Origin of the sequence: Nostoc sp. (genome assembly GCF_036917095.1) — a bacterium.
Taxonomy (GTDB): domain Bacteria; phylum Cyanobacteriota; class Cyanobacteriia; order Cyanobacteriales; family Nostocaceae; genus Nostoc.
Genome location: NZ_JBALFH010000024.1, coordinates 73,583 through 87,867, shown reverse-complemented (window position 1 = coordinate 87,867; position 14,285 = coordinate 73,583). Strand labels below are relative to the sequence as shown.

14 protein-coding genes and 1 tRNA gene are annotated in these 14,285 nt (G+C 43.5%); 9 read left to right on the top strand and 6 right to left on the bottom strand.

The window, feature by feature from the left end; translation table 11 throughout:
* Positions 1-956 (bottom strand): serine/threonine protein kinase (locus V7L01_RS13210; RefSeq protein WP_335035386.1); only part of this gene is annotated, 956 nt, incomplete at its 3' end.
* Positions 957-1,460: 504 nt separating this feature from the next.
* Here V7L01_RS13210 and V7L01_RS13205 point away from each other — a divergent pair.
* The gene (locus V7L01_RS13205; RefSeq protein ID WP_335035384.1) at positions 1,461-1,592 is read left to right on the top strand and encodes a hypothetical protein; all 132 of its coding nucleotides are present in this window, start codon (positions 1,461-1,463) and stop codon (positions 1,590-1,592) included.
* Positions 1,593-1,837: 245 nt separating this feature from the next.
* On the opposite strand, the gene V7L01_RS13200 is transcribed toward V7L01_RS13205, so the two are convergent.
* Positions 1,838-2,569, bottom strand: a complete 732-nt coding sequence (locus V7L01_RS13200) for an MBL fold metallo-hydrolase (RefSeq protein ID WP_335035382.1) — start codon at positions 2,567-2,569, stop codon at positions 1,838-1,840.
* A gap of 193 nt (positions 2,570-2,762) precedes the next feature.
* Between V7L01_RS13200 and V7L01_RS13195 the strand changes: the two genes are divergently transcribed.
* On the top strand, positions 2,763-4,283 hold the full coding sequence (locus tag V7L01_RS13195) for a site-2 protease family protein (RefSeq protein WP_335035380.1): 1,521 nt from the start codon (positions 2,763-2,765) through the stop codon (positions 4,281-4,283).
* Between the two features lie 179 nt (positions 4,284-4,462).
* Here the strand turns inward: V7L01_RS13195 and V7L01_RS13190 are convergent, their stop codons facing one another.
* The 3 genes from V7L01_RS13190 to V7L01_RS13180 all read right to left on the bottom strand — a co-directional run bounded on the left by V7L01_RS13190 (position 4,463) and on the right by V7L01_RS13180 (position 6,344).
* Entirely contained in the window at positions 4,463-5,029 is a 567-nt protein-coding gene (locus tag V7L01_RS13190; protein WP_335035378.1) for a phycobiliprotein lyase, read from the bottom strand.
* Between the two features lie 73 nt (positions 5,030-5,102).
* Complete coding sequence (locus V7L01_RS13185) at positions 5,103-5,783, bottom strand: HEAT repeat domain-containing protein (RefSeq protein ID WP_335035376.1); 681 nt, start codon at positions 5,781-5,783, stop codon at positions 5,103-5,105.
* 474 nt (positions 5,784-6,257) lie between these two features.
* A tRNA-Ser gene (locus V7L01_RS13180) sits at positions 6,258-6,344 on the bottom strand.
* 106 nt (positions 6,345-6,450) lie between these two features.
* Between V7L01_RS13180 and V7L01_RS13175 the strand changes: the two genes are divergently transcribed.
* The 7 genes from V7L01_RS13175 to V7L01_RS13145 all read left to right on the top strand — a co-directional run bounded on the left by V7L01_RS13175 (position 6,451) and on the right by V7L01_RS13145 (position 11,842).
* Positions 6,451-6,819, top strand: coding sequence for a 2Fe-2S iron-sulfur cluster-binding protein (locus V7L01_RS13175; protein WP_335035374.1), 369 nt, complete (start codon positions 6,451-6,453; stop codon positions 6,817-6,819).
* 85 nt (positions 6,820-6,904) lie between these two features.
* Positions 6,905-7,450 carry a thermonuclease family protein gene (locus V7L01_RS13170; protein WP_335035372.1) on the top strand — a complete coding sequence of 182 codons (546 nt, stop codon included), beginning with the start codon at positions 6,905-6,907 and terminating at the stop codon, positions 7,448-7,450.
* Positions 7,451-7,585: 135 nt separating this feature from the next.
* Positions 7,586-8,398, top strand: a complete 813-nt coding sequence (locus V7L01_RS13165) for an inositol monophosphatase family protein (protein ID WP_335035371.1) — start codon at positions 7,586-7,588, stop codon at positions 8,396-8,398.
* Positions 8,399-8,471: 73 nt separating this feature from the next.
* Entirely contained in the window at positions 8,472-9,434 is a 963-nt protein-coding gene (locus V7L01_RS13160; RefSeq protein WP_335035369.1) for a J domain-containing protein, read from the top strand.
* Positions 9,434-10,648 (top strand): ATP phosphoribosyltransferase regulatory subunit, encoded by a 1,215-nt coding sequence (locus V7L01_RS13155; protein ID WP_335035367.1) that lies wholly within the window; start codon positions 9,434-9,436, stop codon positions 10,646-10,648. The genes V7L01_RS13160 and V7L01_RS13155 overlap by 1 nt, the downstream gene beginning before the upstream one ends.
* Positions 10,649-10,810: 162 nt before the next feature.
* Positions 10,811-11,035 carry an indolepyruvate ferredoxin oxidoreductase subunit alpha gene (locus tag V7L01_RS13150; RefSeq protein WP_335035366.1) on the top strand — a complete coding sequence of 75 codons (225 nt, stop codon included), beginning with the start codon at positions 10,811-10,813 and terminating at the stop codon, positions 11,033-11,035.
* 78 nt (positions 11,036-11,113) lie between these two features.
* On the top strand, positions 11,114-11,842 hold the full coding sequence (locus V7L01_RS13145) for an ABC transporter ATP-binding protein (protein WP_335035364.1): 729 nt from the start codon (positions 11,114-11,116) through the stop codon (positions 11,840-11,842).
* A 1,088-nt stretch (positions 11,843-12,930) separates the two neighbouring features.
* Here V7L01_RS13145 and V7L01_RS13140 read toward each other — a convergent pair.
* Entirely contained in the window at positions 12,931-14,253 is a 1,323-nt protein-coding gene (locus V7L01_RS13140) for a hypothetical protein (protein WP_335035362.1), read from the bottom strand.
* Positions 14,254-14,285 lie beyond the last annotated feature (32 nt).

Below are 14,285 nucleotides of genomic sequence, written 5' to 3'. Positions count from 1 at the left end.
GCCTCCAGTAACGTCTGCACTTCCGATTCCCGTCCGTAGAGTTTTTCTCTGATCAGAAAGCGATCGCTAATATCTCGTTGTCCCAAATCAAACCAAGTGTGCTTACCTGTCTCTCGCCACTGTTCTAAGCAAGTAACTAAGTCATGTTTAAGTCCTAACGCACTTTGATACCGGTCTTCGGCATTCTTCGCCATCAGTTTGCGAACAATCTCGCCCAGCATCAAGGGCAAATCGGAGTTGAAATCGCACAGGAACGGTGGAAGTTTCGCTATGTGGCAATGCACCAACTCCATCGGTTCATCGGATTCAAAGGGCAATTGTCCGCTCAGGAGTTCAAAGAAAGTCACGCCTAATGAATAAAAGTCGCTGCGGTAGTCAATACCTCTGTTCATCCGTCCGGTTTGCTCTGGTGAGAGATAAGCTAGCGTTCCCTCCAATCCGTTGGGGCTTTGGATCTCCAGGGTTTCTCGTGGTAAAAGCGAGGCAATACTGAAGTCAATCAGCTTGATTTCTTTGCTGTCAGGGTGAATCAGGATGTTGGCTGGTTTAATATCTTTGTGAATGACGCGCTGTTGATGTAACCGGTGTAGCGTGTCTAGCAGTTGCAGAGCAATGGGTAGGAATTGATCTAATGTTAGTGTTTTTCCTTGAGTAAATTGCCGCAGGGAAATGCCACCAAAGTCTTCCATGACTAAGGCATAGCCATTGTCATAGCCTTCCAGGCTGTAGGGTTTGATAATGCCAGGAATATCTAAATTTTTAGCGATCGCATATTGGTTGCGAAACTGAACTAATTCGCTAAAAGTTGGGTATTCTCGTTTTAAGAGCTTGATGACAACTGGTAAGCGATCGCATTCTCGAACTGCCCGATACACTTGGGTACGAGAACCTGAATAGAGTTGCTCTATAATTTGGTAACCAGCGATCCTTATAGTTCCATCAACTTTGGCGCTCATAAGTTTTTACGAGAATTTCTGTATACTAGCGTTATAATTCCCAGGACAATATCTTGGTTAACAAACGTTAGAAAACTTACATTGGAGATTGGGCACAGCAGACAGAGGGTAAGAGAGCACCAAGATGTAGATGTGGCGATCGCTTTTTGATGATTTCCCAAAGTATTATCATAACTCCCTCAACGAGTTTTTGCTCTTATAAAGAAAGCTAAAAAATATAAATTGTTAGTAAATCCTCGGATTGCTTATTTAACAAAGTTTTGAGGCTATAAACTCCCATAAATTCAGGGGAAAATGCGCTGCCAAATCAGTTTTCGTTCTGCCATATCTGGAAATTCAAATTCGACAACAAACTGGATGCGACACACGAACGCATAATCATTTGAGTTTTTCCAACGGGTGGCGAGCAGAGCTAACCCCTGATAGGCTTTCAGGCGTTGCAGTAGATAATTAGTTTCTAGATTGGCGGATAGTCAAACAATAACTTGAAAGTCTAAATTAACTATGAAAATCATTCCTTGTCTGGAAGCTGAACTATATAATTACAACCTACAAACTTCTAGCAGCGATATTGAAATTGAGCAGCAAAACTTAATAACATCTCTGCCAGGAGTGCAAGAGTTTAGAGATAAGTAAGAACTTTATCGTCTACAGGGAAGCATTGCTTATATTTTTTTAACGAGGAAAAGCTGGTAGAAGCAATGTCAGAGTTGGCAAAACTGGGATTGTCAGGACAAAGATTTTATAGTTTTAAACTAGAGTCTAATCAGGTGAAAAACTATCCTCCATTCTCTTTGGTTCGATTATTAACTTCCGCAAATTTATTGCCTATGCTGTTGACAAAATCCTTAAGATCGCGAATGAAACAGCCCTGCTACCTCTTAGAGGGGTTGTATCCGCAACAAAGCTGGTAAATCCAGAGAGGCGATGTGTTGATAAGCTCGATCTATGAAACGCTCGCCTCTGAGAAAGCCTGTATTAGCTCCAGGACAAATATACCGGAGAGTTTCTGGTGTAAAACGTTCTAACAATAATTGAAGACTCTGAATTTGCCTTGGCCAGTGAAAGGTTTTAGCTGTCCGTAATGGTACTGCTTGAGCTTGCTGGTTAGGGAGTAAATGGCGACCAGAAAACAATATACCTCCAAGTTCACTATAATAGAGGCAAGATGAGCCAGGAGAATGGCCTGGTGTCCAAATCGCTTGTGTTGCTGCATCAAGAATAAATTCCTGTCTAAAGGTAGTTACGGTTAAGCCTGGTAACAAATAGGCTTCTTGCTCTTGAATCAGCACCTCGCAGCCAAAGATTTGCTGAATTTCAGCGGCCTTGCCAATAGCGCCTCGATGGGTGATAAATAACCAACGTAAGCCTCCATGCAATCGCAAAAAATCTTGATTTGTTTGGTCTAGGGCAGGGCAATCTATGAGGATATTGCCTTCATTTCTTACAATAAAATAAGAGGTTCCCCCTAAGGTGTCCCGATTGGGTGGAAAGGCAAAAGTGCTCTCTTGTGCGAAATCCGATTGCAGAGAACTTCCGCTAGGAACTTCGTCAGGGAAGACAGCCCGTGGTGGCTTAGTTGTATGACTTGGCTGTTGAGGTAAAGGGCACACGATTAAAGAACCGAAACTGAGGAGTTGTGGACAATGTGGTTACAGTGTGGAAATTCTGAAGAATTGAAACTTGAGCGTTAACCAGCACTGTTAACCGTTGTGAATAAAATTGGCGTTTGAGGTTTGCCTTGTAGTTAATGCTATGGTGCTGAAACTACTGGTGGGGCATTTTGTCCAAATTACTTAAGATAACATGGCATTTTGGTTTCTGTTTATCCTCCTACTGGGGCTAGCTACTTATCTAATGGTGCAGCACAGCGTCGCTCATATTACTCGGACGCCAGTATGGTTGTTGTGGCTGGTTTTAATGACACCAGCATTTCTGTTGAGTGGATGGACGCTGATGTACGGGCCGAAACAACCTCCGCCACCAGCGCTGATAATTTGGTCGTTATTTATCAGCACGCTGTTGTACTGGACATTGTTTCAATGGGGGCGTCGAGTGCCAAGAGATACACAGACCGAAGCCCAAGCCCAAGGTTCTGAATCACAGCCGACTATCCAGCCTACCCCAGAACCAATAGCGCGTCCTATTGAGCCAACCGAAGAAACCCAATTGCGGAATTGTTTTCCTTGGTCTGTATACTACGTTCAAAATATTGAGTATCGACCACAAGCGGTGATTTGCCGCGGTCAGTTGCGAACTAAAGCCAGCAATGCCTACCAGCAGATTAAGACTAATATTGAAGCACAATTTGGCGATCGCTTCGTGCTGATCTTTCAAGAAGGTTTCAATGGCCAACCTTTCTTTGTGCTAGTTCCCAATACTCAAGCTGCTAAACAGACAAATACACCACAACGCAACCAGGAACGGTTAACTAGACCAGGATTAGCGCTTATATTACTAGCAGCTACTTTGGTAACTACTACCTTGGTGGGGGTAGAAAACGCTGGTGTTAATCTTCCGCCTATCTGGGAAATTGGATCTTTGTTCAAACTTCTATCTAACCCAGATATCCTATTCAAAGGATTGCCTTATGCCTTAGGGTTAATGACTATTTTGGGCATTCATGAACTTGGGCATTATTTGACAGCTAAATTTTACAATATTCGCTCAACGTTGCCCTACTTTATTCCCGTGCCTTTCTTTTTGGGAACTTTTGGCGCATTTATTCAGATGCGTAGTCCCATTCCCAACCGCAAAGCTTTATTTGATATTAGTATCGCTGGGCCAATTGCAGGCTTTGTGGTGACTTTGCCATTATTAATATGGGGCTTGGCTCATTCTGACGTGGTTACGCTGACTGAAAAAACCCGACTTTTGAATCTTGATGCCCTTAATCCTAAGTATTCAATTTTACTGGCATTACTCTCAAAGTTAGCTTTAGGAAGTCACTTAACTGCAAAATCAGCCCTTGATTTGCACCCAGTTGCAGTAGCCGGTTTCCTTGGATTAGTTGTCACAGCCTTAAATTTAATGCCTGTAGGGCAATTAGATGGAGGTCACATTGTCCATGCGATGTTTGGACAACGAACTGCGATGGTAATTGGTCAAGTTGCTCGCGTGCTATTGCTATTACTTTCTTTAGTTCGGGAAGAATTCTTGGTGTGGGCGATTATTTTATTGTTTATGCCATTGATTGATGAACCTGCGCTGAATGATGTTAGTGAATTGGATAACGGACGTGACATTTGGGGATTACTGGCAATGGCTTTGTTGATTGTAATTGTTTTGCCGCTACCGCAGGCGATCGCTAACTTTTTACAAATTTAAACAGTATCAATGCAGAGAGAAGTATATCTAAATCTTTTCCTCAGCTATGCAATCAACCACAGTTTGATATTTTGTGATTGAGATTATAAACAATATTCAAAATCTCTTTTTGTCCACAACTCAGTTGCCAGCAATTAATATTCCCCCCTTGTTTATGGGGGGAATATTTTGTTATCCAACTAACTAGATGCTGAATTAGCCGTCTCCGAAGCCTTCGCGGCTGGTGGAAAACCGCCCATGCGAATCTCAGAAGTGAAGGAAGTGATACTAAATCCACCAAAATTCTTGAGGATATTCACCCGCATTCGCAAATTGGGGCTAGCAAACCACAGGCGCTCCTCAGAACTCATGGTTTCATCCTCTGTAGTCAGGGTCAAAGCATCATCACTATCTATTTTATAGCGTCCGGCAACTGGAGTTTTATTAGCATCAACTATTTCTCGCAGCAACTTGCCTTCGGCCGGATTATCTGCATCAGGTACCAAAACTAAAACAGTTGAACCACTCTGCTTTGTCTGATCCTTTTCCATTGTGCCGTTCCAAGTAATTTTGGCAGCACAAGAGGCGGAACTAAGATTAATTTTGTATTGTTGACACAGTTTAATAACTTCTGGACGATCTAGTGCCAGTGTCTCAATTATGATGTCTGACTTGCTATTTTCAGATTGGTTAAAAGCCAAATGTTGACTAGTACGATGAGAAAACCATTTACCAGCGCTTAACTGAAAAAACTCTTCAATATTCATGAATGAAATTACCCTGCATCAAAATGCTCGAATTCCCACTTTATTATTAAAAGGTAGCAGGAGGAATTTTATATTAAGCTTGATTGCCTATTTCCTCAAGCTTCTTCAAACCAATCCTGGCTGCCTCAGCAACGTTGAAATGATTGTCTTTTTCCAGGTATTTTAAAGCTGAGACACTCTTGGGAGTGGGAAGATTTCCCAAAGCTTCTGCCAAACGCTGCCTTACTAACCAATCATCTGATTGGGCGAAGCGCAGGATTTTATCGACAGACTCAATGTCTTGAATTTCTCCTAGTGCAGAGATTGCAGCTTGTTGCAATACTACTTCTTTGCTATCCAATGCCTGAAGAAGAATTTGACGAGCACGGGGGTCTTTAATGTTACCTAGAGAAACGGCTGCACTAAAGCGTACTAGCCAATCAGTATCTTCATAAAATGCCCGTGAAAGCACTTCAAAGGCTCTGGCATCACCCAAATATCCTAAAGCACCAGCGGCATCGGCGCGTATCCCATAATCGGGGTCATTTTCGAGAATTCTGACCAAAATTGCATAACATTCTGGTGTCGGCTTAATTCCCAGAGCAAAAATTGCCATCGATCGCAGTTGCAAAGATTCGTCATCTAGTACCTTTTTAATCAAAGGAACTGCATCTTCAGGGGAAGCATGACGCAGATTAGCTAGGGCTACCATGCGATCGCGTAAATTCGGACTTTCTAACTGAGTAGAAATTTCTTGTAAGCTTAGAGTTGCCATTTAGTTCAAAGCGTTTTGTTTACTTATCTTAATTTACCCGATCCATTCATCAGGCTGTTGCCATAGTGAAGTAGGAGTTTGGCGACTTTACAAAATGCTTTAATTATGAGTGAAAAATAAACAAATGTTACTTCCCGCTAAGATTGTGTATTGAATTTAGCAGTGAGATTTAAGACTTAGCTGTGCCTGAGGTATGAAGAGAAGACTTGGGTGGCAGACGTAGCTTCGGGGTTTGACTGTTAAATACAGCGTCAAACCTTTAGAATCTCTACGAGACGCTATACCTAACTCGCTTCGCCGTAGAAGTACGTAAGCTTTTCTACCAAGCGCTCCGCGTAGCTTGCTTAAGAGCAGGGGTACGCTAAACCACTTTCAAAGCTATTTAGAATATATTTGACAATATCCTGCTACTTTTTTAACCTGACTATTTGTATAAGTCTGCTTCAAACTATATATTTAGACTAGGTTTGAGAACGGAGAGGGAGAGATTCGAACTCTCGTAGACGTTTCCACCTAACAGACTTTCCAGGTCTGCGCCTTAAACCACTCGGCCACCTCTCCAGGTGCCACAAGTTACGATTGTACTATAAAATCCCAGAAAATGCAAAGATAAAGAAAGATATTTTAGATTGAATCTGAAAGTCCCAATCCCAAAACGCAAATCCAGATGTCCCGTACATACACAATTAAAGTTCGCGATCGCGCCACTGGCAAAACCCACACCCTACAAGTCCCAGAAGACCGCTACATTTTGCACTCTGGCGAAAAACAAGGAGTAGAACTGCCGTTTTCCTGCCGCAACGGGGCTTGTACCACTTGTGCGGTGAGAGTTATATCGGGAGAAATTTACCAACCAGAGGCGATCGGATTGTCGCCAGATTTACGTCGGCAAGGTTATGCCTTGTTGTGTGTAAGTTACCCTCGTTCTGACTTGGAGGTGGAGACACAAGACGAAGATGAAGTCTACGAACTCCAGTTTGGACGCTATTTTGCTAGGGGGAAAGTTAAAGCGGGTTTGCCCTTAGATGAGGAATAAATAATTGAATAAGGCAGGGGGCAGGAGGCACTTAGCTGGGGGAAAGAGGTTCTGCTCGGTAGCAGCGACCATAGGAGAATTTTTGATGGTTGTGAGCCTTGGTAAGTGGGTGCGAAAAATAGCGATTTTGGCTTGCTTATTGCTGTTGGTGAGTTGTCAAGGTAAAAACCAGCTACCAAACAATGAGGCCCAGGTGAAAGTAGCGCGGGTAGTTAGCGGGCAAAGTTTGGAAGTGTTAGGCATGGCTGAACAACCAAATTTAATTTCCCAAGTGCGGTTAGTGGGTATTGATGCACCAGATTTGCGACAGCGGCCTTGGGGGGAAGGAGCAAAAGAACAGTTAGAGAATCTAATTGGTGGTGCAGAACAATCGGTAACCCTAGAGTTTGATTTAGAAGCAAAAGACAAAATCGGACGAACTCTAGCTTATGTGTGGAAAAATAAGGTGTTGTTGAATGAAGAATTGGTAAAACAAGGCAATGCAATGTTTGTTGGGCGATCGCCTAACCACAAATATGACCAGCGTTTAGAACGCGCTCAACAATGGGCTAGACTCATGGGCCAAGGAATCTGGAACCCAGAAAAACCCATGCACCTCACTCCCGCCGAGTTTCGCCGCCAAAATCTTTGAAGGCTGGGGATTGGGGAGCAGGGGGAGCTTGGGGAGCAGGGGGAGCAGAGGGAGCAGAGGGAGCAGGGGCAGGGGGAGAACAATTAATAGCCAGTTCTCAATGACTAATGACTAATGACTAATGACTAATGACTAATGACTAATCTACAAATTTTTCTAGATATCGCGACTGAAGCGGCCTTAGCTGCTGGTGCTATTTTGCAAGGTTATTTGGGTAAGTTAGAAGATGCAATTATTGAAAAAGGACGCCCTGGTGATTTAGTCACCGCTGCTGATAAAGCCTCAGAAAAGTTGATTTTAGAAATTTTGCGTCGCCACTTTCCCCAGCACTCTATCCTCGCTGAAGAATCAGGGAAATTAGGCAATCAAGATAATGAATACCTTTGGGCAATAGATCCTTTAGATGGCACAACCAACTACGCTCATCAATACCCATTTTTTGCCGTTTCCATTGGACTGTTAATTAATGGCGTTCCGCAACTTGGTGTAATTTATGACCCATTTCACAATGAGTTATTCTGTGCTGCTGCTGGCTTGGGAGCAACGCGTAACCGTCGCCCCATTAAGGTTTCGGTAACATCTGAACTGAGTAAGAGCTTACTAGTGACAGGCTTTGCTTACGATCGCCGCGAAACCTCTGATAACAACTACGCAGAATTTAGCCACCTCACCCATCTTACCCAAGGAGTCAGACGTAGCGGTTCTGCATCGCTGGATTTGGCATATGTTGCCTGTGGACGTGTCGATGGTTACTGGGAACGAGGGCTTGCTCCTTGGGATATTGCCGCCGGGATAATTTTGTTACAAGAAGCTGGGGGCAAAGTCACCGCCTACGATGGTACTACCGTCAAAATTGAGTCAGGTAGAATTCTTGCCACAAATGGTTATATTCATGACTCCCTCAGTTGCGAACTTTTACAAGTTCCACCACTGTCAGCTTGGGTATAGCAGATGGGGGCTTTCCCCTCGACTTTGGGTAAACTAAAAGGAATCTAACTGCTCCTTTGGTGCAAAATCTTATATGTCTTTCAAAATAGATCGTGGACTATTTAAATATGATTTCATAGATCATCACGCAATATTGTGCGTTCCAGTTGATGCGGATGTCAAAGAGATTCGTAAACGCTATCTCAAAATCGCCCGTCGTTTGCACCCAGACAGTAGTTCTACTGAAAGTGCTGGTCAAAAACAGCTAGGGAACGAATTGTTATCAAAGCTAGTTAATCCAGCTTATGAAAAACTGTGTGGCGATCGCACTCGCACGGAATATATTTTAATTTTGTCGCAAATTGGCAAGCGCTTGGTACAAGAGGCTACTTCGGTAACTCTGACTAGCGACTTGGCAAAACAGTTAGCCCAGACGCCTAATCTCGATCATTTTTATAAAAGTGCGATCGCTAAAATCGGCGAAACCCAATATGATTCTTTAGAGCAAGCGCTACAAGTTGTTGCCCAAGTTAGTGAGTTGAATTTAGTGTATTTAATGCGGAGTGCGGGTAAATCATCCGCAGCGTCGCCACCACCTGCTCAACCCAAAGTCCAATCAGGTACGCCTCAGTCAAATACACCAAAAAATACACCACCAGAACCAGCACCAGCGCCACCAAAAGAAGACTCGATTGTAGAACAGTATGTTCGTCGCGCTCAATCTTTGATTGACAAAAACCAATTTGCCCAAGCCAAAGTAGAGTTGCAAGATGCCCTGAAGCTAGAACCTAAAAATAGTCACTGCCATAGCTTAATTGCAATGGTGTATTTGAAGCAAAATCAGCTAAAAATGGCAAAAATCCACTTCGACAACGCTCTCAAATTAGACCCCAATGACGAAGCGGCTCTGCAATGGAAACCTAAAATAGATAAAGCTCTAGGACAACAACCTAGCGATCATAAGGTGACTTCATCCCCCAATAATGGAGATAAGCAACCAGATAAATCTGGTAGTGGTGGTTTGTTCGGTGGTTTGTTTGGTGGGAAGAAAAAATAATGGTGTATCAACCAGCAGCGGGAGCCAGGGATTTATTGCCCTTGGACGTGGAGAAAAAACGCTGGATTGAAGATCGGTTACAGCAGGTGTTTCACCGTTGGGGATATCACAGGATTATCACCTCGACTTTAGAACGCATGGATACTCTAATGGCGGGGGAAGCAATCCAGCGCCAGATGGTGATTCAACTACAACAAAATGGGGAAGATGATGAGTTAGGGCTACGTCCAGAATTAACAGCATCTATTGCTCGTACAGTTGTCACTCGGATGGCAGGTCTGCGTTATCCGCAACGGTTGTACTACAATGCCAATGTGTTTCGCCGCACTTGGGAAAGTAGGCATAATCGCCAGCAAGAGTTTTATCAAGCTGGGGTGGAGTTGTTAGGTGCTGGCGGATTGCTGGCGAATGCAGAAGTATTACTTTTAGTAGGAGATTGTTTGGCAGCGCTAGGTTTGCAGGGCTGGCATTTAATTTTAGGTGAGGCGGGAATTACCCGATCGCTCTTGAGTGCCTTTCCTGCTAATTTACAGGGCAAAGTTCGCAGTGCGATCGCTCATCTCGACCGCATTACTATAGATAATTTACCCCTGAGTGACAAATTACGCGATCGCGCCCAAATCATCCTCGATCTACGCGGCCCAAGTGCAGACGTATTACAAAAAGTCAGTAGTTTGGATCTAGATGAAGAACAACGAGAGGCGGTGAATAACCTCAAATCCCTAGTAGAATTACTAGAATCAGAGAAAAAATTTCCGTTAATCCTCGACCTCAGCCTCATCCAGACTATAGATTACTACACTGGCATCGTCTTTGAGGTTGTCAACGATACCGAATCTCAAGCCAGAGTTTTAGGCCGAGGTGGTCGCTATGACCAGCTTTTGGGGCTATATCATCCTCAAGGAGAAAACATCCCTGGTATTGGCTTTGGACTCAGTATCGAAGATTTATACCAAGTTTTACTGTCTACTCAGCAATTACCGCAAGTAACCCCAGCGAGTGACTGTTTGGTAGTACCAGAGACGGGCAGTGCAAACGCCGCCGCCTTTGCCTACGCGCAAAAACTCAGAGATTCTACTGATTTGGTGCGCGTAGAAATTGATTTGGGGGGAAGAGATGCAGACGCTATTCGCCAATATGCACGCGATCGCGGCATTGCCCAAATTGCTTGGATCGAAGCAGATAGCTCCCCAAAAATTGAACCATTGCGTTAGCGGGCATTGGGCATAAGAGGCAGAGGGGCAGAGTGCAGGAGGCAGGGGGCAGAGGAAAATAATTTTCTCCTTGCTCTGCTCCCCTGCTTCTTAACCAGTCACCAGTACGCAGTACCTTGCTAGGCTAGAAATAGCTGATTTAGAAAAGAGGGAATCGAGAACATGCCGCACACAATTGTTACAGAAGTCTGTGAAGGTGTCGCTGACTGCGTAGGTGCTTGTCCAGTTGCTTGTATTCATGAGGGCCCAGGCAAAAATACCAAGGGCACTGATTGGTACTGGATTGACTTTGCCACCTGCATCGACTGTGGCATATGTCTCCAAGTTTGCCCAGTAGAAGAAGCGATTCTTCCAGAAGAACGACCGGAGTTGCAAAAAACCCCATAATATGTCCATAGTCAACAGTCAATAGTTATTTTTGACTTGACTGTTGACCAATGACCAATGACCAATGACAAATGACCAATGACAAATGACTATTTACTAGAAGTTGAAAATGTCCACGCTGGATACATCAAAGATGTAGATATTCTGCAAGGTGTGAACTTCCAGGTTGCACCAGGGGAATTGGTAACCGTGATTGGCCCCAACGGTGCTGGTAAATCTACTTTGGCAAAAGCAATTTTTGGGCTTTTGATCCCTCACACAGGCATAATTACCTTCAAAGGTGAAAATATCGTGGGGCTAAAGTCCAATCAAATCGTCCAACGAGGAATGTGCTACGTACCACAAATCGCCAATGTTTTCCCCTCCCTCAGTGTTGAAGAGAACTTGGAGATGGGTGCTTTTGTGCTTAACGTTCCCCTGAAACCAATTAAAGATAAAATATTTACCATGTTCCCCAGACTGAGCGATCGCCGTCGTCAACGCGCTGGTACTCTCTCTGGAGGAGAACGCCAGATGCTAGCGATGGGCAAAGCTTTGATGCTGGAACCTAGTTTGCTGATTTTGGATGAACCATCTGCTGCTTTATCCCCGATCTTAGTGACACAAGTTTTTGAGCAGATTAAACAAATTAACCAGGCGGGTACTGCGATCGTACTAGTAGAACAAAATGCCCGTAAGGCTTTAGAGATGGCTAATCGCGGATATGTACTGGAGTCAGGACGCGATGCAATCTCCGGCCCTGGTGAAGAATTGTTGAATGACCCTAAAGTTGGTGAGCTATATCTGGGAGCAGGTAAGAGACATTAAGTAGTTGCCACCAATGGGAACCAAAAAGCATGTTGACAGTAGTGCTTTGGGTGTGCCGTTAGTGGCAGTAAGACTAAATTCCCGCGACTCGAATGTATGAATGTCAATTTTGCTGTTAATAATTGCACATTCTGTGGTAAGTCGAGTTTTCCCGTTCAACATAACACCAGTTTAATAAGGGAGCTTCACCAAGCGATAGCGATGCCTACGGCAGACCGCGCCTACGCTATCTATAACTAATACAAATTCTGCCACTGCCGCGACCGTCGTTTTCGATGCTCAAAGAATTCTCCCCAATAATCCTTGCGTTTCTTAATCACATCTACAGCGACTAAAGAAGTAAAACAGGACATTCATTCAGGAAAAAGTGACGAAAATGTAAATTACCCGGATCTGCCAAAACCCCCATTAGCAATTCACAATTCGTAATTACGTTATAGATAGGGATTTATAAGGCTAGCCCTTTAAAATCTGAACGTTTGTACTATTAAATAAATGAAGTTTTAACCCAATTTTGATATTTTGGCTCAGGCGTAGGCATCGCTTAACTTACAGTCCAAAAATTTGGAGTTTAATGCATAAATTCTTTACTAAATTCCAGCCAATACCTGAAATAAGCTAATCGTCATTCATTTTTCCAAAATGATTCGCTTGTAGTAAGCGGCTCCAGCCCTACCTTCATGCAACTTAAATGCCGATTAGCTTACCGTAAAAACTTTGATAGTACATATGCTCACCTTAAAAGGGCTATTGCTTTCGGCAATTTGGCATCCAAAAGTTTTCTGTTGCAGTTTTAATTGAGATATCGGCAGGGTTACAGGGACATTGAGAAAATTCTACAAGGGATGGATTCCCGTCTCAAAAATCCCACCCAACGGCCAGTTGTTGACGCCCACGTTCTGTTAACCACCTAAAGTGGATGCAGTAAAAAAGCAGAACGAGCATCACCGCCTCACCACAACTGGCTAGAAATCAAACAGAAAGCACATAGTACAAATGGACTTAAACAGATTTAAGCCAGGTGATGACAGTGCTTAAATAAAGACATCACTTAGCCAAGTGGATCGTACCAAAGCGATCGCCACCATTTATTTAATCTGTAATTGCCTTAATTTATTATTTGCCGATAGTAGTAACTCTTGAGCTTTCAGATAGGCTGTTGTGCCATTTGGCACTTTTTCTAATTGATTAACAATACTCTGCAATTGACTTAACACCCGATTGCGCTGCATATCATGAGCATCAGTAGGAATTGAAGCCAATAAGTTTTCGATTTCTCGTTGAGCCGCCTCCAAAGCTTCCACAGCATCTGCCTCAGCTTGCCGTCTTACCTTAACTTGACCTAAATTAGCCTCATAAATTGCTAATAATTTCTGTGCTTCGGTATAACCAGCCACGTCTGTTGAAGGAATATCTTTGAGCCGCTCAATTGCCTCTATCCACAAATTTTCTATTTGTCGCCATTCAGTTACGGTGTGCGGTGGATTTTGACCAGCTTTCGCAGCTTGCCAGGAAAATTGCCGCGCTGCGGTGATTAAGGCACTGATGCGATCGTTCCCGGCTGCCAATCCAACAACTTCCTGAAACTCACGTTTATAATTATCTAGTTGATTTTGTATAGTTTTTCCTGCCAGAGTTTGACCAGGAATCTGCTCGAATTGATTAAGCGCCGTTTGCCAAGCAGCTGTTGCAGTCTGTTTATCAGTTACTGTTGTAGCTCGTTCATATTGCTGTTTTGCATTTAAGAAAGTCTGCATATTATCGGTAAGCAAAGACTGAGCATTTTTTTCCTGAAAAACCTGAGCTTCTAGCTGCCCAACTTTAGTCCGAAATGCATTAAAACCGTAGATGCTAAAGCGCGAGTCATACCACCAATATCTGTATTCTGACCAATCGTTGACAAAAGAAGTTGGTAACTGATCTAAATGTTTTTGCGTTTCTTGTAGCTTCTGTTCTCCCAAAGCCAAATCAGCGGGACTAGTAGCTTTTTCAATCAATTGTTCAGCTTGCTCGACTGATACCAACGCCTCTCGATAGTGATTATCCATACTTATATAACTAGGTAGCAACAAAAAAGGTGCATGGAGCATCACCGGGCGGCGAATCGCTGGATAAGGCTGGTTCGCCACCCAAATTACACCAACGGGAATGCCTATAAGTATTGCTACCCAAATAAGTTTACTACCTATACCCCACTTGGCTTTGCGATGCAGTGGCTGAGAGGATATTTTGAGAACCCGCCGCTCTAACTCCATTTCATGCTCTAATTCAGCAAGGTTTTTGGCGGTTGATGGTGTTGCAGGTTTCTTCTGCACTACAGGGTGAAGGCTTGGAGCAGACGGATCTATCCCAGAGCTATTTGGAGTATTTTTACGTAGTAAATTCCAGTTTATTTTATTTAAAAAAGCCATATCTCTAGCCATTACTGTATTAAGTATTCCCA